The sequence below is a fragment of the Streptomyces sp. NPDC001544 genome (genome assembly GCF_042894285.1).
Classification (GTDB): domain Bacteria; phylum Actinomycetota; class Actinomycetes; order Streptomycetales; family Streptomycetaceae; genus Streptomyces.
Map to the genome: position 1 here is coordinate 968,592 of NZ_JBIAVN010000001.1, position 19,740 is coordinate 988,331.

Annotated in this window: 24 protein-coding genes; 21 read left to right on the forward strand and 3 right to left on the reverse strand. The window is 72.1% G+C overall.

The window, feature by feature from the left end:
* Positions 1-60: 60 nt before the first annotated feature.
* Complete coding sequence (locus ACFY0F_RS04415; RefSeq protein ID WP_388788659.1) at positions 61-1,638, reverse strand: oxidoreductase; 1,578 nt, start codon at positions 1,636-1,638, stop codon at positions 61-63.
* Between the two features lie 177 nt (positions 1,639-1,815).
* Between ACFY0F_RS04415 and hisD the strand changes: the two genes are divergently transcribed.
* The 10 genes from hisD (at position 1,816) to ACFY0F_RS04465 (ending at position 9,590) form a co-directional block, all read left to right on the forward strand.
* Complete coding sequence (hisD, locus tag ACFY0F_RS04420) at positions 1,816-3,222, forward strand: histidinol dehydrogenase (protein WP_388788661.1); 1,407 nt, start codon at positions 1,816-1,818, stop codon at positions 3,220-3,222.
* A complete protein-coding gene (locus ACFY0F_RS04425) occupies positions 3,219-4,328 on the forward strand; it encodes a histidinol-phosphate transaminase (protein ID WP_388788664.1) in 1,110 nt (369 codons plus the stop codon). The genes hisD and ACFY0F_RS04425 overlap by 4 nt, the downstream gene beginning before the upstream one ends.
* A complete protein-coding gene (gene hisB, locus ACFY0F_RS04430) occupies positions 4,325-4,927 on the forward strand; it encodes an imidazoleglycerol-phosphate dehydratase HisB (protein WP_388788666.1) in 603 nt (200 codons plus the stop codon). The genes ACFY0F_RS04425 and hisB overlap by 4 nt, the downstream gene beginning before the upstream one ends.
* A 4-nt stretch (positions 4,928-4,931) precedes the next feature.
* Positions 4,932-5,096, forward strand: coding sequence for a hypothetical protein (locus ACFY0F_RS04435; protein ID WP_361810975.1), 165 nt, complete (start codon positions 4,932-4,934; stop codon positions 5,094-5,096).
* Positions 5,096-5,737 (forward strand): imidazole glycerol phosphate synthase subunit HisH, encoded by a 642-nt coding sequence (hisH, locus tag ACFY0F_RS04440; protein ID WP_388788669.1) that lies wholly within the window; start codon positions 5,096-5,098, stop codon positions 5,735-5,737. Before ACFY0F_RS04435 ends, hisH begins: the two co-directional genes overlap by 1 nt.
* Positions 5,738-5,741: 4 nt before the next feature.
* Positions 5,742-6,467 carry a bifunctional 1-(5-phosphoribosyl)-5-((5-phosphoribosylamino)methylideneamino)imidazole-4-carboxamide isomerase/phosphoribosylanthranilate isomerase PriA gene (gene priA, locus ACFY0F_RS04445; protein WP_388788672.1) on the forward strand — a complete coding sequence of 242 codons (726 nt, stop codon included), beginning with the start codon at positions 5,742-5,744 and terminating at the stop codon, positions 6,465-6,467.
* Positions 6,464-6,862: a RidA family protein gene (locus ACFY0F_RS04450; RefSeq protein WP_388788675.1), complete on the forward strand. Its 399-nt coding sequence runs from the start codon at positions 6,464-6,466 to the stop codon at positions 6,860-6,862. The genes priA and ACFY0F_RS04450 overlap by 4 nt, the downstream gene beginning before the upstream one ends.
* Positions 6,859-7,614: an imidazole glycerol phosphate synthase subunit HisF gene (gene hisF, locus ACFY0F_RS04455; RefSeq protein ID WP_388788678.1), complete on the forward strand. Its 756-nt coding sequence runs from the start codon at positions 6,859-6,861 to the stop codon at positions 7,612-7,614. Before ACFY0F_RS04450 ends, hisF begins: the two co-directional genes overlap by 4 nt.
* Before the next feature lie 123 nt (positions 7,615-7,737).
* Positions 7,738-8,325 (forward strand): helix-turn-helix domain-containing protein, encoded by a 588-nt coding sequence (locus tag ACFY0F_RS04460; protein ID WP_388788681.1) that lies wholly within the window; start codon positions 7,738-7,740, stop codon positions 8,323-8,325.
* A 14-nt stretch (positions 8,326-8,339) separates the two neighbouring features.
* Positions 8,340-9,590 carry an MFS transporter gene (locus ACFY0F_RS04465; RefSeq protein ID WP_388788684.1) on the forward strand — a complete coding sequence of 417 codons (1,251 nt, stop codon included), beginning with the start codon at positions 8,340-8,342 and terminating at the stop codon, positions 9,588-9,590.
* A gap of 4 nt (positions 9,591-9,594) precedes the next feature.
* On the opposite strand, the gene ACFY0F_RS04470 is transcribed toward ACFY0F_RS04465, so the two are convergent.
* Both ACFY0F_RS04470 and ACFY0F_RS04475 read right to left on the reverse strand, forming a co-directional pair.
* Complete coding sequence (locus ACFY0F_RS04470; RefSeq protein ID WP_388788687.1) at positions 9,595-9,993, reverse strand: VOC family protein; 399 nt, start codon at positions 9,991-9,993, stop codon at positions 9,595-9,597.
* Positions 9,994-10,022: 29 nt separating this feature from the next.
* Positions 10,023-10,658, reverse strand: a complete 636-nt coding sequence (locus ACFY0F_RS04475) for a TIGR03085 family metal-binding protein (RefSeq protein WP_388788690.1) — start codon at positions 10,656-10,658, stop codon at positions 10,023-10,025.
* Positions 10,659-10,740: 82 nt separating this feature from the next.
* Between ACFY0F_RS04475 and hisI the strand changes: the two genes are divergently transcribed.
* The 11 genes from hisI to lgt all read left to right on the forward strand — a co-directional run bounded on the left by hisI (position 10,741) and on the right by lgt (position 19,690).
* On the forward strand, positions 10,741-11,142 hold the full coding sequence (gene hisI, locus ACFY0F_RS04480; protein WP_388788693.1) for a phosphoribosyl-AMP cyclohydrolase: 402 nt from the start codon (positions 10,741-10,743) through the stop codon (positions 11,140-11,142).
* 11 nt (positions 11,143-11,153) lie between these two features.
* Complete coding sequence (locus ACFY0F_RS04485; RefSeq protein ID WP_388788696.1) at positions 11,154-12,644, forward strand: anthranilate synthase component I; 1,491 nt, start codon at positions 11,154-11,156, stop codon at positions 12,642-12,644.
* A gap of 61 nt (positions 12,645-12,705) precedes the next feature.
* Positions 12,706-13,347 carry a TIGR02234 family membrane protein gene (locus ACFY0F_RS04490; RefSeq protein ID WP_388788698.1) on the forward strand — a complete coding sequence of 214 codons (642 nt, stop codon included), beginning with the start codon at positions 12,706-12,708 and terminating at the stop codon, positions 13,345-13,347.
* 163 nt (positions 13,348-13,510) lie between these two features.
* Positions 13,511-13,765 (forward strand): HGxxPAAW family protein, encoded by a 255-nt coding sequence (locus tag ACFY0F_RS04495; protein WP_388788701.1) that lies wholly within the window; start codon positions 13,511-13,513, stop codon positions 13,763-13,765.
* A gap of 87 nt (positions 13,766-13,852) precedes the next feature.
* Positions 13,853-14,260, forward strand: coding sequence for a DUF2752 domain-containing protein (locus tag ACFY0F_RS04500; RefSeq protein ID WP_388788704.1), 408 nt, complete (start codon positions 13,853-13,855; stop codon positions 14,258-14,260).
* A gap of 190 nt (positions 14,261-14,450) precedes the next feature.
* Complete coding sequence (gene trpC / locus ACFY0F_RS04505; RefSeq protein WP_388788706.1) at positions 14,451-15,260, forward strand: indole-3-glycerol phosphate synthase TrpC; 810 nt, start codon at positions 14,451-14,453, stop codon at positions 15,258-15,260.
* Positions 15,261-15,294: 34 nt separating this feature from the next.
* Positions 15,295-15,525 (forward strand): tryptophan biosynthesis modulator TrpM, encoded by a 231-nt coding sequence (gene trpM, locus ACFY0F_RS04510; RefSeq protein ID WP_388789198.1) that lies wholly within the window; start codon positions 15,295-15,297, stop codon positions 15,523-15,525.
* A gap of 58 nt (positions 15,526-15,583) precedes the next feature.
* Positions 15,584-16,867, forward strand: coding sequence for a tryptophan synthase subunit beta (gene trpB, locus ACFY0F_RS04515; RefSeq protein WP_388788709.1), 1,284 nt, complete (start codon positions 15,584-15,586; stop codon positions 16,865-16,867).
* A complete protein-coding gene (gene trpA, locus ACFY0F_RS04520) occupies positions 16,864-17,682 on the forward strand; it encodes a tryptophan synthase subunit alpha (protein ID WP_388788711.1) in 819 nt (272 codons plus the stop codon). Before trpB ends, trpA begins: the two co-directional genes overlap by 4 nt.
* 107 nt (positions 17,683-17,789) lie before the next feature.
* The gene (locus ACFY0F_RS04525) at positions 17,790-18,563 is read left to right on the forward strand and encodes a DsbA family protein (RefSeq protein WP_388788714.1); all 774 of its coding nucleotides are present in this window, start codon (positions 17,790-17,792) and stop codon (positions 18,561-18,563) included.
* A gap of 95 nt (positions 18,564-18,658) precedes the next feature.
* On the forward strand, positions 18,659-19,690 hold the full coding sequence (gene lgt / locus ACFY0F_RS04530; RefSeq protein WP_388788717.1) for a prolipoprotein diacylglyceryl transferase: 1,032 nt from the start codon (positions 18,659-18,661) through the stop codon (positions 19,688-19,690).
* Positions 19,691-19,740 lie beyond the last annotated feature (50 nt).

Below are 19,740 nucleotides of genomic sequence, written 5' to 3' on the forward strand. Positions count from 1 at the left end.
CAAGGACCGGTAAAAGTTGATTACTTTTCAACTACTGATGGGTACCTGCCAAGCCGAGCCTCAGCTGCGCCGCAACAGCCGCGTCGCCCCCGCCGCCACCGTCGTCGCCAGGACCCAGCCCAGCAGCACCATCACCGCCGCCAGCCACTGCCAGCCGCCGCGCAGCTGCCACTGGCCCACCTGGCCCAGGTCGATGACCGGCAGCAGCAGGTCCAGGACGAACAGGGCCGGGCTCCAGGCCGGATGTCCGTCGGGGTTGGTCGGCGGATGGCCGGCGTGCGCGAAGGCGAGCGTGCCCGCCGCCCACAGCACCGCCATCCACACGGCCGCGCGGCCCGGCCGGTACCCGTAGGCGACCGTCCAGTCCTGCGCGTACCCCCACAGCTTGGCGGCCGGCGGCAGGGTCTCGCGGCGCCGGCGCTGCTTGGCGAGCAGCACCTCCCGCGCGTCCTCGTCCTCCCCCGCCCCGCGCAGCACGGCGGCCAGCCGCTCGTACGGCTCCGGGTTGTACTCGGCGGTCGCCGCCGCCACCCACTCCAGGCGCTCGGTCAGCGGGAACGGTCCCTGCGGCACCAGGCTCTCGTACGTGAAACCGCCCATGTGCAGGCTCCCCGGCCCCGGCCAGCTCGCCGCCCGGTCCACGAGGTTGACCACCCGCGCCCCCGACAGCACCACCTTGCCGCGCTGCGGCCGTTCCCCGAGGAAGCGCAGCTCGGGCGTCTGCACCCGGCGCAGCGACAGCTCCTGCTCGTCGGTGAAGACGAACCGGGCCCGCTCCAGGTCGACCGCGTCCCCGAACCGCCCGTCGTCGAAGCGCACCCCGCCCTGGCACTCGAAGCGCTGGATCCGCGTCCCGCGCGCGGGGGTGGTGCCGCTCAGCAGCGGGCTGCCCACCCCGGCGGGGGTCAGGTAGAGGGTGCGCTCGACGGTGAGCTGGGGGGCGTTCAGGGCCAGCCGCGCATACGGGTTGGTCAGCTTCGCGCCGCGCAGGCTCAGCGAGACGCCGACCTTGGCGCTGCGCAGGCTCAGCTCGCCGTGCGACTCCAGCAGCTCGGCCTGGAGGTCCTGGCCCACGGTCATGCCGTCGGCGGCGATGGAACGGCCGAGGCGGTCCCGGTGCACGATCGCCTGGTTGAGCAGCAGGTCCGTGCCGATGTGCGCGTCGGTGAGCCGGACGCCGCCGAGGAAACGACAGCGGGGCAGGTGCAGATCGCCCTCGGTGTGCACCCGGGCGGCCTCCAGACGGGGGACCGAGCAGTCCACCATGCGCAGGGTCGTGAAGCGGGCCTCGGGCAGCAGGACCTCCCGGTCGAAACGGCAGCCCTTGAGTTCCACGTACGGCACCACCGTGCCGCCCGCCAGGTCCAGGGTCCCGCTGATCCGCACGCCGGACAGCTTCAGCGACGACACCCGGCCGGCCAGCGCGGGCGGCCCGTCCAGCAGCAGCCAGCACACGATGCGCGCCCGTACGGTCCGCTCGGGCCCCCAGGGATGCCGCCCGTGCGGGTCGTCCACGACGGCGTCCCCGCTGCTCAGGTCGTACACGCTGCCGTTGCGGAAGGCCTGCCACATCCCCGCCTCGGCGGCGGTCAGGTCCTCCGGCAGGTCCCCCGCCCGGAGGCCGTCCTCCTCGGTCACCCTGTTCCCTCCCCCCTCGGCTACTCGTGGGTCGGCCCGCTGGTACAGCCGGTGATGCCCGCTGAGTGACGCCCGAACGCTATGCGTGAAGGGGATCTTCCGCGTTCCGGCCACGTTCTGTATCAGCCATTGATACGCGCGGACGACAGCCGACGCCGGTCTGAGAGAATTGAGCACGTGATCTCCCGAATCGATCTGCGCGGCGACGCCCTCCCGGAGGGACCCGCCCTGCGCGACCTGCTGCCCCGAGCCGACTTCGACGTAGCGGCCGCCCTCGAGAAGGTGCGTCCGATCTGCGAAGCCGTGCATCATCGGGGCGACGCGGCGCTGATCGACTTCGCCGAGAAGTTCGACGGAGTCCGGCTGGAGTCCGTACGGGTCCCCGCGCGGGCGCTCGCCGACGCGCTGGAACAGCTCGACCCGGCCGTGCGTGCCGCCCTGGAGGAGTCCATCCGCCGGGCCCGCCTCGTGCACCGCGAACAGCGCCGTACGTCCCACACGACCCAGGTCGTACCCGGCGGCACGGTGACCGAGAAGTGGGTGCCGGTCGAGCGCGTCGGGCTGTACGCACCCGGCGGCCGGTCGGTCTACCCGTCGTCCGTGATCATGAACGTGGTGCCCGCGCAGGAGGCCGGCGTCGAGTCGATCGCGCTCGCCTCCCCCGCCCAGGCCGAGTTCGGCGGCCTGCCGCACCCGACGATCCTCGCCGCCTGCGCGCTGCTCGGCGTCGACGAGGTGTACGCGGCGGGCGGCGCCACCGCCGTGGCCATGTTCGCCCACGGCACGGAGTCCTGCGCCCCCGCCAACATGGTCACCGGCCCCGGCAACATCTGGGTCGCCGCCGCCAAGCGCTACTTCACCGGCAAGATCGGTATCGACGCGGAGGCGGGCCCGACCGAGATCGCGATCCTCGCGGACTCCACCGCCGACCCGGTGCACGTCGCCGCCGACCTGATCAGCCAGGCCGAACACGACCCGCTCGCGGCGGCCGTGCTCGTCACCGACTCCACCGAACTGGCCGACGCGGTGGAGAAGGAGCTCGAACCGCAGGTCGCGGCCACCCGGCACGTCGACGACCGGATCGTTCCCGCCCTCAAGGGCAGGCAGTCCGCGATCGTGCTGGTCGACGGCATCGACGAGGGCCTCAGGGTGGTCGACGCCTACGGCGCCGAGCACCTGGAGATCCAGACGGCCGACGCCGCCGCCGTCGCCGACCGGGTGAAGAACGCGGGCGCGATCTTCATCGGCCCCTGGGCGCCCGTCTCGCTGGGCGACTACGCGGCCGGGTCCAACCACGTCCTGCCCACCGGCGGCTGCGCCTGCCACTCCTCCGGCCTGTCCGTCCAGTCCTTCCTGCGCGGCATCCACATCGTCGACTACACGAAGGACGCGCTGGCCGAGGTCGCCCACCACGTGGTGACGCTGGCGGAGGCGGAGGACCTGCCCGCGCACGGCGCGGCGATCAAGGCCCGTTTTGCCGGAGGCGAACGCGACAAGCACAGTGCCGGAGGCGAACGCGACAAGCACAGCGCCGGAGGCGAACGCGACAAGCACAGTGGGTGGAAGGTACCGACGAGCAAGTGAGCTTCGGAATCGACGATCTCCCCGTACGGGACGAACTGCGCGGCAAGTCCCCCTACGGCGCGCCCCAGCTGGACGTCCCCGTACGGCTGAACACGAACGAGAACCCCTACCCGCTGCCCGAGCCGCTGGTCGAGCGGATCACCGAGCGGGTGCGCGAGGCCGCCCGGAACCTCAACCGCTACCCCGACCGGGACGCCGTCGAGCTGCGCACCCGGCTCGCCAAGTACCTGACCGACACGACCGGCCACGAGGTCGGCCTGGCCGACGTCTGGGCCGCCAACGGCTCCAACGAGGTCATCCAGCAGCTGCTGCAGACCTTCGGCGGACCCGGCCGTACGGCGATCGGCTTCGAGCCGTCGTACTCGATGCACGCGCTGATCGCCCGCGGCACCGGCACCGGCTGGATCTCCGGCCCCCGCACCGACGACTTCACCATCGACCCGGCGGCGGCCGAGCGGGCGATCGCCGAGCACCGGCCCGACGTCGTCTTCATCACCACCCCCAACAACCCCACCGGCAACGCGGTCCCGCCCGAGACGGTGCTCGCGCTGTACGAGGCGGCTCAGGCGGCCAAGCCGTCCATGGTCGTCGTGGACGAGGCGTACGTCGAGTTCAGCCACGGCCGCTCGCTGCTGCCGCTGCTCGAAGGTCGGCCGAATCTCGTCGTCTCACGGACCATGTCCAAGGCGTTCGGGGCCGCCGGCCTGCGCCTCGGCTATCTCGCCGCGCACCCCGCCGTCGTGGACGCCGTCCAGCTCGTCCGGCTGCCGTACCACCTGTCGGCGGTCACCCAGGCGACCGCCCTGGCCGCCCTGGAACACACGGACGTCCTCCTGAAGTACGTCGAACAGCTGAAGGCCGAGCGCGACCGGCTGGTGAGCGAGCTGAGGTCCATCGGCTACCAGGTCACCGAGTCCGACGCGAACTTCGTGCAGTTCGGGCGGTTCGAGGACGCCCACGCGGCCTGGCGGAAGATCCTCGACCGGGGCGTCCTGGTCCGTGACAACGGCGTACCGGGGTGGCTGCGGGTGAGCGCCGGGACCCCGGCGGAGAACGACGCGTTCCTCGACGCGGTCCGTGACCTGAAGAAGGAGCAGAACACATGACTCGCGAGGCGCGTGTCGGAAGGATCGAGCGCACGACGAAGGAGACCTCGGTCCTCGTCGAGATCGACCTCGACGGCACCGGGAGGACCGACATCGCCACCGGCGTCGGCTTCTACGACCACATGCTCGACCAGCTCGGCCGGCACGGTCTGTTCGACCTGACCGTGAAGACCGACGGCGACCTGCACATCGACTCCCACCACACCATCGAGGACACCGCCCTCGCGCTGGGCGCCGCCTTCAAGCAGGCCCTCGGCGACAAGGTGGGCATCTACCGCTTCGGCAACTGCACGGTCCCGCTGGACGAGTCCCTCGCCCAGGTCACCGTCGACCTGTCCGGCCGGCCCTACCTCGTGCACACCGAGCCCGAGAACATGGCGCCGATGATCGGCGAGTACGACACCACGATGACCCGGCACATCCTGGAGTCCTTCGTCGCCCAGGCGCAGATCGCCCTGCACGTGCACGTGCCCTACGGACGCAACGCCCACCACATCGTGGAGTGCCAGTTCAAGGCGCTGGCCCGGGCACTGCGCTACGCCAGCGAGCGGGACCCGCGCGCGGCGGGCATCCTCCCCTCCACGAAGGGTGCGCTGTAACCCCATGAACGGTCTGTCCACCGTCCTGATCGTCGTCGGCCTCTTCCTGGTCGGCGGCATCTACTCCTTCGTCAAGCAGCAGATGCCGAAGAGCCTGATCGTGCTGCTCTCGATCGCCGCGGCGATGTGCCTGGTCGCCGGCGTCATGCGGCTGGAGGTGTGGAACTGATGAGCGCGCCGAGGAAGGTCGTGGTCTTCGACTACGGCTTCGGCAACGTCCGCTCCGCCGAACGCGCCCTCGCGCGCGCGGGGGCCGACGTCGAGATCACCCGCGACTTCGACAAGGCGATGAACGCCGACGGCCTGCTGGTCCCGGGTGTCGGCGCCTTCGCCGCCTGCATGAAGGGCCTGCGCGAGGCCCGCGGCGACTGGATCGTCGACCGCCGGCTGTCCGGCGGGCGGCCGGTGATGGGCATCTGCGTCGGCATGCAGATCCTGTTCGCGCGCGGCATCGAGCACGGCGTCGAGGCCGAGGGCCTCGACGAGTGGCCCGGCACGGTGGAGCCGCTGCAGGCCGACGTCGTGCCCCACATGGGCTGGAACACCGTCCAGGCGCCCGCCGGCTCCGCACTGTTCGCCGGCCTGGAGGCGGACGCCCGCTTCTACTTCGTGCACTCCTACGCCGTCCACGACTGGACCCTGGAGACCCACAACCCGGTGCTGCACCCGCCGAAGGTCACCTGGGCGACGCATGGCAAGCCCTTCGTGGCCGCCGTGGAGAACGGCGCCCTGTGGGCCACGCAGTTCCACCCCGAGAAGTCCGGCGACGCCGGAGCCCAGCTGCTCACCAACTGGATCGGAACCCTGTAGAGACATGGCCAAGCTCGAACTCCTCCCCGCCGTCGACGTCCGCGACGGCCAGGCCGTCCGCCTCGTGCACGGCGAGTCCGGCACGGAGACCTCCTACGGATCCCCGCTGGAGGCCGCCCTCGCCTGGCAGCGCTCGGGCGCCGAATGGCTGCATCTGGTCGACCTGGACGCCGCGTTCGGCACCGGCGACAACCGGGAGCTGATCGCCGGGGTCGCGCAGGCCATGGACATCAAGGTGGAACTGTCCGGCGGCATCCGCGACGACGCCTCCCTGGCCGCCGCGCTCGCCACCGGCTGCACCCGGGTGAACCTCGGCACCGCCGCCCTGGAGACCCCGGAGTGGGTCGCCAAGGTCATCGCCGAGCACGGTGACAAGATCGCGGTCGGTCTGGACGTCCGTGGCACGACCCTGCGCGGACGCGGCTGGACCCGCGACGGCGGCGACCTGTACGAGACGCTGGCGCGGCTCGACAAGGAGGGCTGCGCACGGTACGTCGTCACCGACATCGCCAAGGACGGCACGCTGCAGGGCCCCAATCTGGAGCTGCTGAGGAACGTGTGCGCGGCGACCGATCGCCCGGTCGTGGCCTCCGGTGGCGTGTCGTCGCTCGACGACCTGCGGGCCATCGCCGAGCTGGTACCCCTCGGTGTCGAGGGTGCCATCGTCGGGAAGGCGCTGTACGCGAAGGCGTTCACTCTCGAAGAGGCCTTGGAGGCGGTAGCCCAGTGAGCGATGTACGACGTGTCACGACCGGCGCGCCCTGGGAGGAGAGCTTCGGCTACTCCCGTGCGGTGGAGCTGCCGAACGGGCTGGTGCTGGTCTCCGGCTGCACATCGATAGTGGACGGCGAGATCGCCGGAGGCGACCCGTACGAACAGACGGTCAACGCCTTCAACGTCGCGTTCTCGGCGCTGGGGCAGCTGGGCCTCGGCCGTGACGACGTCGTGCGGACGCGCATGTACATCACGCACGCCCGGGACGTGGAGGACGTCGGGCGCGCCCACAAGGAGCTGTTCGACTCCGTCCGGCCCGCCGCATCCATGATCATCGTCTCCGGCTTCGTCGACCCCAGTCTGGTCGTCGAGGTCGAGGTGGAGGCGTTCCGAGGAGTGTCCGGAGCATGACCCTCGCCGTCCGAGTCATTCCCTGCCTGGACGTGGACAACGGCCGGGTCGTCAAGGGCGTGAACTTCCAGAACCTGCGCGACGCGGGCGACCCGGTCGAGATGGCCAAGGTGTACGACGCCGAGGGCGCCGACGAGCTGACGTTCCTGGACATCACCGCTTCGTCGGGCAACCGCGAGACGACGTACGACGTGGTGCGCCGAACCGCCGAGCAGGTGTTCATCCCGCTGACGGTCGGCGGCGGCGTCCGCACGGCCGAGGACGTGGACAGGCTGCTGCGGGCGGGCGCCGACAAGGTGGGCGTGAACACCGCGGCGATCGCCCGCCCGGACCTGATCCGGGAGATCGCCGAGCGCTTCGGCCGCCAGGTGCTGGTCCTCTCGGTGGACGCCCGCCGCACCCCGGAGGGCACCTTCGAGGTGACCACCCACGGCGGCCGCAAGGGCACCGGCATCGACGCCGTCGAGTGGGCGCACCGGGCGGCCGAGCTGGGCGCGGGCGAGATCCTGCTGAACTCCATGGACGCGGACGGTACGAAGGACGGCTACGACCTGGAGATGATCACGGCGGTCCGCAAGCACGTGACCGTCCCGGTGATCGCCTCGGGCGGCGCGGGCAAGCTCGCGGACTTCGCCCCGGCGGTCGCCGCCGGCGCCGACGCGGTCCTCGCCGCCTCCGTCTTCCACTTCGGCGACCTGCGGATCGGCGAGGTGAAGCAGGCGCTGAAGGAGGCCGGTCACCCGGTGCGGTGACGCCGCGCTGAGCTTCGGCCCCGGTTGCCACTCCGGCAGCCGGGGCCTTTCCACGCCCCGATAGGAAAGAGAAGTTGCGCAAAATATATTGCGCAAGTTTTCTTTCCTATCTAGGGTGGGGGCATGGCAAGCAAAGAGGACCGGCGCATCACTGACGTCGGGACGCTCAAGGCGTTCGCGCATCCACTCAGGGCGAACCTGTACCGGCTGCTGTGCGTCGAAGGGGTCGCGACGGCGTCCCAGCTCGCCGAACATGTGGACGAGGCCGTGTCGCTGGTCAGCTACCACCTGCGCAAGCTCGCCGAGCACGGGCTGATCGAGGAGGCGGAACCGCAGACCGGTGACGGACGGGAGCGCTGGTGGCAGCCCGCGTCGGGCGGGGTGACCATCCGGGGCGAGGACTTCCGCGGTGAACCGGCGAAGGCCGCGGCCCACCTCGCGGCCACCCGCCTCTTCCACGACCAGCGAGCCGACCGCTACCGCCGCTACCTGGACGAACGCCCCACCTGGAGCCCTGAGTGGAACACCGCGTCCGTGGACAGCGAGGCCTGGATGCGACTGACCCCGGCGGAACTCACCGAATTGAAGCAGGAACTGGTGTCGCTCCTGCGCAGGTACGACGAGCAGGGCCGCGCCGCCGAGGCCGCGGGCGAGACCGAGGGGCGCGAACACGTCGCCCTCTACATGTACGGCTTCCCCTTCCGTGTCTGAGAGAGGCCACCACCGTGACCACCGCGACCGCCCTACCCGTCGAGGAGCACGCCCAGGACCGCCCCGCCCATCGCGACCCCAACGTGCTGCGCTGGCTCGGGGCGTACGGGTCCTCGATGGTCGGGGACAGCGTCTACTACATCGCCCTGTCCTGGGCCGCCGTACAGACCGGGACACCCGCGCAGGCGGGGATCGTGATGTCGGTCAGCGCGCTGCCGCGGGCCGTGCTGATGCTGGGCGGGGGTGTGATCGCGGACCGGCTGGGGCCGCGCAGGGTCGTCATCGGCAGTGACGCGGTGCGCTGCGCGGCCGCGCTCGCGGTGGCCGCCCTGCTGTTCCTCACCAGCCCCGGCCTGTGGCCGCTGGCCCTGCTGGCCCTGGTCTTCGGCACCGTCGACGCCGTGTTCGTGCCCGCCGTGGGCGCCCTGCCAGCCCGGATCACCGGCAAGAACCAGCTCGCCCGGGTCCAGGGCATGCGCGGCCTCGCCATCCGCTTCGCGAACATCGTCGGCGCCCCGCTCGGCGGCCTCGGCGTGGCGCTCGGCGGCGCGGCGGCCGCGTTCGGGCTCGCCGGCCTGCTGATCGCCGTGTCGGTGCCGCTGCTGATCGGCGTACGGGTGCGGGAACTGCCCGCCGACGACACCGCCCCCGCCGGTACCGCCTGGAGCGACCTCGCCGCCGGCCTCCGCTACATCCGCGGCCACCGCGTCCTCGCCCCGCTGATGATCGTCATCGCCCTCGGCGACCTGGGCTTCGTCGGCCCGCTCAACGTCGGCCTGACCCTGCTGGCCGACCGGCGCGGCTGGGGCGCCTCCGGGATGGGCTGGGTGCTCGCGGGATTCGGCGCCGGCGCGGGCGCCGCCTCACTGCTGCTGACCGTCCGGGGCCGGCTGCCCCGGGCCGGACTGGTCGCTGCGCTCTCCATCCTCGCGGGCTCGGCCGCGATCGGCGCCCTCGCCTTCGTCCCGGATCTCGTCGGCGCCGCCGGGATCGCCCTGCTGATCGGGCTGCTGGCCGGACTCAGCGGCGCCATGTGCGGCGCCCTCCTCCAGACCCAGTCCGACCCCGCCTACCTGGGCCGGGTCACCGCGGTCTCCAGCCTGGTCAGCCTCGGTCTGACCCCGCTGAGCATGCCGTTCTCCGCCGCCGCGATCGGCGCGTGGGGCCTCGGCCCGGTGTACGCCGTCAGCGCCGCCGTGTGCGGCCTCGGCGGGGTCGTCGCCCTGTGCGTACCCGACCTGCGCCGCGCCGAACTGCCGCGCTGAGGCGTCACCCCTTCGGCTGGGCCAGCTGCACCAGGTTGCCCACGGTGTCGTCCAGCACCGCGGCGATCACCGGCCCCTGCTCCCGCGGCTCGTGGGTGAACCGCACCCCGAGCCCGCGCAGCCGCCCGTACTCCGCGACGATGTCGTCCACCGAGAAGACGATGGCCGGGATGCCGGCCTCGTACAGGGCCCGGTGGTACGGCTCCGCGATGGGGCCCGCCCCCGGCTCCAGCAGCAACTGCAGGTCCGGCTGGGCCCCGCCGGGCGCGCCCACCGTGACGAACAGCGTGCCGCCGCCGAGGTCCAGGTGGGTGCGGGTCTCGAAGCCGAGCACGTCCGTGTAGAAGGCGTGGGCCTTCGGCACGTCGTCGACGTACACGCCGGTCATCGCGACCTTGATCATGGCGGGCCCCTCACCTGCCGAGCTGCTTCTCAGAGGCCGAGCTGCTTCGACTCGTGCAACGTGGTGATCGCGTCCTCGTCGCCGTCCAGGTCCACCTTCGCGGCGTTCTGCCGGCCGAAGGCGAACAGCAGCAGCTCGGACGGCTCGCCGGTGACCGTCACCACCGGCGTGCCCCGGTGGGCGACCGCCGTCTGCCCGTCCGGCCGGCGCAGCACCAGGCCCGTCGGCACCCCCCGGCCCACCAGACGCGCGGTCCGCTCCAGACGGGACCACAGCGCGTCCTGGAAGACCGGGTCCAGCTCGCGCGAGCCCCAGTCGGGCTGGGCCCGGCGGACGTCCTCCGTGTGGACGTAGAACTCCACGACGTTGGCCGCCTCGTCGATCTGCTTGAGCTGGAAGGGAGAGAAACGCGGCGGGCCCGTACGGATCAGCTGGATCAGCTCCTCGTACGGCTTCGCGGCGTACTCCGCCATCACCTTCTCCAGCCGCGGCGCGAGCGGCTTGATCAGCGTGCCCCCGGCCGCGTCGGGGCGTCGCTCGCGCACCACCACGTGCGCGGCCAGGTCCCGGGTCCGCCAGCCCTCGCACAGGGTCGGGGCGTCCGGACCGGTCGTTTCCAAGAGATCTGCGAGCAGCAGCCGTTCACGCTTGGCGAAGGTCGACATACCGTCAGCCTACGACCCCGCACCGCGTCCGCGCAGTGGACACGGACCGGCTGCCCCCGTGCCGCCCGGCACAATGGCACCCATGACCAGTACGACCGGCACTCCCGGGCCCAGCAGCCTCGCCCCCGAGATCGCCGCGCGCCTCAAGCGCAGCGCGGACGGACTCCTGCCCGCCATCGCCCAGCAGTACGACACCGGAGAGGTGCTCATGCTCGGCTGGATGGACGACGAGGCGCTGCACCGCACGCTCACCACCGGCCGCTGCACGTACTGGTCCCGCAGCCGCCAGGAGTACTGGGTCAAGGGCGACACCTCCGGCCACTTCCAGCGGGTGAAGTCCGTCGCCCTGGACTGCGACGCCGACACCGTGCTGGTCAAGGTCGACCAGGTCGGCGCCGCCTGCCACACCGGAGCCCGCACCTGCTTCGACGCCGACGTGCTGCTCGGGGACGCCGATTCCGGCGCCCAGCCCTCGGATCAGTAAGGTCTGCCGCCATGGACCTCGAGACGTTCCACAAGCTCGCCGCCGACCGCCGCGTCATCCCGGTCACCCGCAAGCTCCTCGCCGACGGCGACACCCCGGTCGCGCTCTACCGCAAGCTCGCCGCCGAGCGCCCCGGCACCTTCCTGCTGGAGTCCGCGGAGAACGGCCGCTCCTGGTCCAGGTACTCCTTCGTCGGCGTGCGGTCGGCGGCGACGCTGACCGAGCGCGACGGCCAGGCCCACTGGCTGGGCACCCCGCCCGTCGGCGTCCCCACCGGCGGCGACCCGCTCGCCACCCTGCGCGCCACCATCGAGGCCCTGCACACCCCGCGCGACCTCGCCCACGACCTGGGCCTGCCGCCCTTCACCGGCGGCATGGTCGGCTACCTCGGCTACGACATCGTCCGCCGCCTGGAGAAGATCGGCCCCGGCGAGCGGGACGACCTGCGGCTCCCCGAGCTGACCATGCTCCTGACCAGCGACCTCGCCGTCATGGACCACTGGGAGGGCTCCGTCCTGCTGATCGCCAACGCGATCAACCACAACGACCTGGAGACGGGCGTCGACGAGGCGTACGCGGACGCCGTGGCCCGCCTGGACGCGATGGAGGCGGACCTGACCCGCGCGGTCGCCCAGCCGCCCGCCGTGCTGCCGCCCTCCGAACTGCCCGAGTACACCGCCCTGTGGGGCGGCCCCGACTTCCAGCGGGCCGTCGAGGACATCAAGGAACGCATCCGGGCGGGCGAGGCCTTCCAGGTCGTACCCTCGCAGCGGTTCGAGACGCCGTGCACGGCGAGCGCGCTGGACGTGTACCGGGTGCTGCGGGCGACGAACCCGTCGCCGTACATGTACCTGTTCCGGTTCGACGGGTTCGACGTCGTCGGCTCGTCCCCCGAGGCCCTGGTGAAGGTCGAGGACGGACGGGCCATGGTCCACCCCATCGCCGGCACCCGGCACCGCGGCGCCACCCCGCAGGAGGACCAGGCCCTCGCCGACGAACTGCTCGCCGACCCCAAGGAACGGGCCGAGCACCTCATGCTCGTCGACCTCGGCCGCAACGACCTCGGCCGGGTCTGCGAGCCCGGCTCCGTCGAGGTCGTCGACTTCATGTCCGTCGAGCGGTACTCGCACGTGATGCACATCGTCTCCACGGTGACCGGACGCGTGGCCGAGGGGCGCACCGCCTTCGACGTGCTGACCGCCTGCTTCCCGGCCGGCACCCTGTCCGGAGCGCCGAAGCCCCGCGCCATGCAGATCATCGACGAACTCGAACCGTCCCGCCGCGGCCTGTACGGCGGCTGCGTCGGCTATCTCGACTTCGCCGGCGACTCCGACACCGCCATCGCCATCCGCACGGCCCTGCTGCGCGACGGCACCGCCTACGTCCAGGCCGGCGCCGGCATCGTCGCCGACTCGGACCCGGCCGCCGAGGACCAGGAGTGCCGCAACAAGGCGGCGGCCGTGCTGCGGGCGGTGCACACCGCCAACCGGCTGGGCGAGTAGGGCGTTTGTCACGTTCCTCACGTGAACCCCGGGTGACGGTTCGCCCGGGGTTCGGGGGATAGTGGAGTACGTGACTGCTGTACCCAACCCCCGCTCCCAGGCGCCCGTGTCGTCGCCGTCCGGCCGCCGGAGCCTCGCCGTCGCCCTGCTGTGCGGTGCGCTCGGCGCTGCCGTGGCACTGCTCTCCACCCGGCAGCGCTGGTCGGAGGGCACCACGACGGTGGCCGGCGGCGCCTTCCCGCTGACCGCCAAGGGCAGCGACGTCACGGGCGTCCCCGCGGCCCTCGCCATAGTGGGCCTCGCCGCGCTCGTCGCCGTCTTCGCCGTCCGCCGGGCCGGCCGCTTCCTGGTCTCGGGGCTCCTCGCGCTCTCCGGCGCCGGCACCGTCGCCGCGGCCCTGATCGGCGCCTCCGACAGCTCGGCGCTCGACGAGAAGGCGGCCGAGACCACCGGCGACACCTCCGCCACGGTGGCCGCGCTCACCCACACCGGCTGGCCGTACGTGGCGGCGTTCGGCGGCGCCCTCCTGCTGCTCGCCGGTCTCCTCGCCCTGCGCTACGGCCGGCTGTGGCCCGCCATGTCCGGACGGTACGAGCGCGACGGCACCCCCCGCCCGCGCCGCACCGCCAAGAGCGCCGACCCCGACCGCCCCGAGGAGCTCTGGAAGGCCCTGGACCGCGGCGAGGACCCCACCGGCGCGTGACACCGTCGCCCGATGTGGCGAAAGAGACGCCCGTCACCGGCGACCCCCGCTCACGGCACGTCCACGCGTACGGGACAATGGACGGCGAGCGTCCGCCCCGGAGATGGCCGGGCCCGGACACGTACGCCACGTACGACACGCACACCACCACGAGGAGCAAGCAATGGCGGGCAGCAGCCACGGTCACACCCCGGCCGCCTGGACCGGTGTCATCATCGCCTTCATCGGTTTCTGCGTCGCGGGCGCCTTCATGGTGATGGCACAGCCGCTGGGCTTCTGGGCCGGCATGGTGATCGTGGCCCTCGGTGGCGTCGTCGGCGCCATCATGCGCGCCATGGGCCTCGGCCAGCCGAAGGAGAGCCACGGTGTGGCCCACGCCTCGGCCGCGACCCGCGAGCCGGCGAGCGCCGAGAGCTGAGCTTCCCCGCCCGCGCGTGAGGGGCGGACGGCACCGGTGAGGCGCCCGTCCGCCCCTCACGCGCGCGTGCGGCCCGTACGGGGCAGAATGCGAGGCGTGAACGCCTGCAGACGGCTGGCCGTGCCCGCCGGAATCCTCACGGCCGTCGCCGGGGCCTTCGCGTACGTCGGGGCCGTCGACCCGGGCCGGCCCGGCCACTACCCGGTCTGCCCCCTGCTGCGCTACACCGGCCTGTACTGCCCCGGCTGCGGCGGGCTGCGCAGCGCGCACGCCTTCGTCCACGGGGACCTCCTCACCGCGCTCCAGGACAACGCGCCGGCCGTGGCCGGCTACCTGGGCTTCGCCGTGCTGTGGACCGTCTGGACGGTCCACACGGCACGCGGCCGCCCGTTCCGGATCGACCCCTCGCCGGCGCAACTGTGGACCGCCGGGGCGCTGCTGCTGCTCTTCACCGTGATCCGGAACCTGCCGTTCGGGGGCTGGCTGCACCCGTGACGTGGGAGTGAACGTCCAGGGTGGGGGCACCTCCCGCCCGAGCCGGGCGAAGCTGGTACGAGGGTGGGGGAGGAATCGGCGCCGACCGGATGCGAGGCCTCGGCCCCGCTCCGGCTACCATCGCAGTGACCATGCCTTTTCAATGGCTTTTCAACCGTCTGGAAAAACCGTCTGGAAGGGGGCCGCTCGCGTGAGTGTGCTCGACGAGATCATCGACGGAGTCCGTGCCGACCTCGCGGAGCGGCAGGCGCGCGTCAGCCTCGACGAGCTCAAGGAGCGCGCGGCGAAGGCTCCCGCGGCCAAGGACGGCGTCGCCGCGCTGCGCGGCGAGGGCGTCAAGGTCATCTGCGAGGTCAAGCGTTCCAGCCCGTCCAAGGGCGCGCTGGCCGCGATCGCCGACCCGGCCGGGCTCGCCGCGGACTACGAGGCGGGCGGCGCGGCCGTCATCTCGGTCCTCACCGAACAGCGCCGCTTCGGCGGCTCGCTGGCCGACCTGGAGGCCGTCCGGGCCCGCGTGGACATCCCGGTCCTGCGCAAGGACTTCATCGTCACGTCGTACCAGCTGTGGGAGGCCCGCGCGTACGGCGCCGACCTCGCGCTGCTGATCGTGGCCGCCCTCGAACAGCCGGCTCTGGAGTCGCTGATCGAGCGCGCCGTCTCCATCGGCCTCACCCCGCTCGTCGAGGTGCACGACGAGGACGAGGTGGAGCGCGCGGTGGACGCGGGCGCCCGGGTGATCGGCGTCAACGCGCGCAACCTCAAGACCCTCGAGGTCGACCGCGGGACGTTCGAACGCGTCGCGCCCGAGATCCCGGACCACATCGTCAAGATCGCCGAGTCCGGTGTCCGTGGCCCGCACGACCTGATCGCCTACGCCAACGCGGGCGCCGACGCGGTCCTGGTCGGCGAGTCCCTGGTGACCGGCCGCGACCCGAAGAGCGCCGTCGCCGACCTGGTGGCCGCGGGCGAGCACCCGGCACTGCGGCACGGTCGGGGCTGACCTCCCGGTAGGCTGACACCCGATGACTCTCACCATGACCACCGTGGACCGCCACGCCCGCCTGGCGCGCGGCTGCCGGCCGAGGGGCTGCCGAGCCCCCGCCAGGCGCGTCCACGGCCGCCGCGTGCGGTACGTCATCGGTGACGAACCTGGGCAGGTGAACGGGCGCCGATGGCAGCGCCCCGGTAGGGGCGCGGGGCTGTATCCGATCTGCGGCCACCGCCGCGCGGGCGCGACCAGCCACCCACGGCCTGAGGCCGCCTGACGAACCCCCGCCCCCACGGCGACCAGTGCATTCCGCAAACTCACCGTGAGGTACACGCATGCCCAGCGACTTCTTCATCCCCGACCCGGAGGGTCAGGTCCCCAGCCCCGAAGGCTATTTCGGGAACTTCGGCGGCAAGTTCATCCCCGAGGCCCTCGTCGCGGCAGTCGACCAGGTGGCCGTCGAGTACGACAAGGCCAAGCACGACCCCGACTTCGCCCGAGAACTCGACGACCTGCTGGTCAACTACACCGGCCGCCCGAGCTCCCTCACGGAGGTGCCCCGCTTCGCGGAGCACGCCGGTGGTGCCCGGATCTTCCTGAAGCGGGAAGACCTCAACCACACCGGCTCCCACAAGATCAACAACGTGCTCGGCCAGGCCCTGCTCACCAGGCGCATGGGCAAGACCCGGGTCATCGCCGAGACCGGCGCCGGTCAGCACGGTGTCGCCACCGCCACCGCCTGCGCCCTGTTCGGCCTCGAGTGCACCATCTACATGGGCGAGATCGACACCGAGCGCCAGGCCCTCAACGTGGCCCGCATGCGCATGCTCGGCGCCGAGGTCGTCGCCGTGAAGTCCGGCAGCCGTACGCTCAAGGACGCCATCAACGAGGCGTTCCGCGACTGGGTGGCGAACGTCGACCACACCCACTACCTCTTCGGCACGGTCGCCGGCCCGCACCCCTTCCCGGCGATGGTCCGCGACTTCCACCGGGTCATCGGCGTCGAGGCCCGCCGCCAGCTCCTGGAGCGCGCCGGCCGCCTCCCCGACGCCGCGATCGCGTGCGTCGGCGGCGGCTCCAACGCCATCGGCCTCTTCCACGCCTTCATCCCGGACGAGACCGTCCGCCTGATCGGCTGCGAGCCGGCGGGCCACGGCATCGAGACCGGCGAGCACGCGGCCACCCTGACCGCGGGCGAGCCCGGGATCCTGCACGGCTCCCGGTCCTACGTCCTGCAGGACGACGAGGGCCAGATCACCGAGCCGTACTCCATCTCGGCCGGTCTCGACTACCCGGGCATCGGACCCGAGCACTCCTACCTCAAGGACAGCGGCCGCGGCGAGTACCGCGCCGTCACCGACGACGCGGCGATGCAGGCGCTGCGCCTGCTGTCGCGGACCGAGGGCATCATCCCGGCGATCGAGAGCGCCCACGCGCTCGCCGGGGCCCTGGAGGTCGGCAAGGAGCTGGGCAAGGACGGGCTGATCGTGGTCAACCTGTCCGGTCGCGGCGACAAGGACATGGACACGGCCGCCCGCTACTTCGGCCTGTACGACACCGACGCCGAGGTCGCCGCCAACGCGGCGGACACCGCCGAGATCGAGGGGGACGCCAAGTGAGCGGAAACATTCGGCTGCTGACGGACACCCTCGCCGCGGCCAGGGCGGAGGGCCGCTCCGCCCTCATCGCCTACCTCCCGGCCGGGTTCCCGACCGTGGACGGCGGCATCGAGGCGATCAAGGCCGTCCTCGACGGCGGCGCGGACGTCGTCGAGGTGGGTCTGCCGCACAGCGACCCGGTCCTCGACGGCCCGGTCATCCAGACCGCCGACGACATCGCCCTGCGCGGCGGGGTCAGGATCGCGGACGTGATGCGCACGGTCCGGGAGGCCCACGCGGCCACCGGGAAGCCGGTGCTCGTCATGACGTACTGGAACCCGATCGACCGCTACGGCGTCGAGCGTTTCACCGCGGAGCTCGCCGAGGCGGGCGGCGCGGGCTGCATCCTGCCCGACCTGCCGGTGCAGGAGTCCGCGCTGTGGCGGGAACACGCGGAGAAGCACGGCCTCGCGACCGTCTTCGTGGTGGCCCCGAGCAGCAGGGACGAGCGGCTCGCCGAGATCACCGAGGCCGGCAGCGGCTTCGTCTACGCGGCTTCCCTGATGGGTGTCACCGGCACGCGTGAGTCGGTCGGCGCGCAGGCGCAGGACCTGGTGGAACGGACCCGGGCCACCGGCACCGGCCTGCCCGTCTGCGTCGGGCTCGGCGTCTCCAACGCGGCCCAGGCCGCCGAGGTCGCCGGCTTCGCCGACGGCGTGATCGTCGGCTCCGCGTTCGTCAAGCGGATGCTGGACGCGCCGGACCACGCGACCGGTGTCGAGGCCGTGCGCGAGCTCGCCGGAGAGCTGGCGAAGGGCGTACGCCGACAGGCGTGACGGGGCACTACGGAACAGCAGGGAACAGTCAGGATCATTCGGTCACTCGAACGGGTGGACCTGGGACCGGGGAGGCGCGCTGCGCCTCCCCGGTTCGTTCTGGGGGTGTGAGCGAGAAGAACCCTGAGGGAAAGCGCACCGCCCGCGAGCGGTTGGCGGTCGAGCGCGAGAAGCAGAAGTCCGCGGAGAGGCGACGGCGGGCGCTGATCGTCGGCGCGAGCGTCGCCTGCGTCCTGGGCCTCGCGGCGGTGATCGGCGTGATCGCCGCGAACGCGGGAGGGCACAAGGGCGGCGAGAAGGCGGGCCCGGTCGTGGCGCCCTCGGGAGCCCTGGGCAAGGACAGCCTCGCCATCCCGGTCGGCAAGGACGGCGCCAAGTCGACGCTCACGGTCTGGGAGGACTTCCGCTGCCCGGCCTGCCAGGCCTTCGAGACGGCGTACCGCCCGACGCTCCATGAGCTGACCGACTCCGGCAAGCTCAGGATCGAGTACCACCTCGTGACCCTGATCGACGGCAACCTCGGCGGCAGCGGCTCCCTGCGCGCGGCCAATGCCGCGGCCTGCGCCCAGGACGCCGGGAAGTTCCGCGACTACCACGACGTGCTCTACCGGAACCAGCCCAAGGAGACCGACGACGCCTACGGCAGTGACGCCAAGCTCGTCGCACTGGCCGGCAAGGTCCCCGGCCTGAACACGGCGGCCTTCGGCAAGTGCGTCGACGACGGCACGCACACCAGCTGGGTGGTGAAATCCAACAAGGCCTTCCAGACGGGCGGCTTCACCGGCACACCGACCGTGCTGCTGGGCGGGAAGAACATCTACGAGGACCGGACGATGACCCCGGCCAAGCTGAAGCAGATGGTGGAGGACGCCGCCAAGTAGCCGACGACGGTAAGCGTTTCTCACGCCCCCGTTATGGACCCGTAGCCGGGCCGCCCGCCGTGTGCCCGGCCCGGCACGGTAGCGTCGACCCTGCCATGGAACTTGCCTACATTCCCAGCCCGTCGCGCGGGGTGATCCACCTCGGTCCCATTCCGCTGCGCGGCTATGCGTTCTGCATCATCATCGGTGTCTTCGTTGCCGTCTGGCTCGGCAACAAGCGCTGGATCGCCCGCGGCGGGCGGGCCGGCACGGTGGCCGACATCGCGGTGTGGGCGGTGCCCTTCGGCCTGGTCGGCGGCCGGCTCTACCACGTGATCACGGACTACGAGCTGTACTTCAGCGCGGGCCGTGACTGGGTGGACGCCTTCAAGGTGTGGCAGGGCGGCCTGGGCATCTGGGGCGCCATCGCGCTCGGTGCGCTGGGCGCGTGGATCGGCTGCCGGCGCCGGGGCATCCCGCTGCCCGCGTACGCCGACGCGATCGCCCCCGGCATCGCCTTCGCACAGGCCTGCGGTCGCTGGGGCAACTGGTTCAACCAGGAGCTCTACGGGCGCGAGACGCATGTTCCGTGGGCGCTGCACATCACCTCCTCCGAGGGCGGCCGGGTGCCGGGGTACTACCACCCGACGTTTCTTTACGAGTCCCTGTGGTGCATCGGCGTCGGCTTCCTGGTCATCTGGGCCGACCGCCGCTTCAAGCTGGGCCACGGCCGGGCGTTCGCGCTGTACGTCGCCGCGTACTGCGTGGGCCGCGGCTGGATCGAGTACATGCGCGTCGACGACGCCCACCACATCCTGGGCCTGAGGCTCAACGACTGGACCGCGATGATCGTGTTCCTGCTCGCGGTGGTGTACATGGTGCTGTCGGCGAAGAAGCGGCCGGGACGGGAAGCGGTGGTGGAGCCGGGCGCCCCCGACGGTCCGGCCGAGGGGGAGACCGAGGCCGAGGGCCAGGCCGAGGGGAAGACCGACGACAAGGCCGACCTCGAAAAGGCCAAGGTCAGGACCGAGGGCAAGGCCGCTGGCAAGACCGGGCCGGATGCCGGCGAGGCCGGGCCCGTGGACAAGGCCGAGCCGGCTGCCGCAGAGGCGAAGGACGAGGCCGAGTCGGCCGGCAAGAAGAGCTGACACCCGACCGTAGTACGCACGAGGGCGCCCCGATCGGGGCGCCCTCGGTG

Excerpts from the sequence above, each read along its gene's own strand:
- ACFY0F_RS04495 (WP_388788701.1), top strand. The coding sequence starts at position 13,511 with ATGGCGGGCAGCAGCCACGGTCACACCCCGGCCGCCTGGACCGGTGTC.
- trpB (WP_388788709.1), top strand. The coding sequence starts at position 15,584 with ATGCCCAGCGACTTCTTCATCCCCGACCCGGAGGGTCAGGTCCCCAGC.
- hisI (WP_388788693.1), top strand. The coding sequence starts at position 10,741 with ATGACCAGTACGACCGGCACTCCCGGGCCCAGCAGCCTCGCCCCCGAG.
- ACFY0F_RS04475 (WP_388788690.1), bottom strand. The coding sequence starts at position 10,658 with ATGTCGACCTTCGCCAAGCGTGAACGGCTGCTGCTCGCAGATCTCTTG.
- priA (WP_388788672.1), top strand. The coding sequence starts at position 5,742 with ATGGCCAAGCTCGAACTCCTCCCCGCCGTCGACGTCCGCGACGGCCAG.
- ACFY0F_RS04435 (WP_361810975.1), top strand. The coding sequence starts at position 4,932 with ATGAACGGTCTGTCCACCGTCCTGATCGTCGTCGGCCTCTTCCTGGTC.
- ACFY0F_RS04470 (WP_388788687.1), bottom strand. The coding sequence starts at position 9,993 with ATGATCAAGGTCGCGATGACCGGCGTGTACGTCGACGACGTGCCGAAG.
- hisB (WP_388788666.1), top strand. The coding sequence starts at position 4,325 with ATGACTCGCGAGGCGCGTGTCGGAAGGATCGAGCGCACGACGAAGGAG.
- lgt (WP_388788717.1), top strand. The coding sequence starts at position 18,659 with ATGGAACTTGCCTACATTCCCAGCCCGTCGCGCGGGGTGATCCACCTC.
- trpM (WP_388789198.1), top strand. The coding sequence starts at position 15,295 with ATGACCACCGTGGACCGCCACGCCCGCCTGGCGCGCGGCTGCCGGCCG.
- ACFY0F_RS04460 (WP_388788681.1), top strand. The coding sequence starts at position 7,738 with ATGGCAAGCAAAGAGGACCGGCGCATCACTGACGTCGGGACGCTCAAG.
- hisH (WP_388788669.1), top strand. The coding sequence starts at position 5,096 with ATGAGCGCGCCGAGGAAGGTCGTGGTCTTCGACTACGGCTTCGGCAAC.
- ACFY0F_RS04500 (WP_388788704.1), top strand. The coding sequence starts at position 13,853 with ATGCGAGGCGTGAACGCCTGCAGACGGCTGGCCGTGCCCGCCGGAATC.
- hisF (WP_388788678.1), top strand. The coding sequence starts at position 6,859 with ATGACCCTCGCCGTCCGAGTCATTCCCTGCCTGGACGTGGACAACGGC.
- ACFY0F_RS04485 (WP_388788696.1), top strand. The coding sequence starts at position 11,154 with ATGGACCTCGAGACGTTCCACAAGCTCGCCGCCGACCGCCGCGTCATC.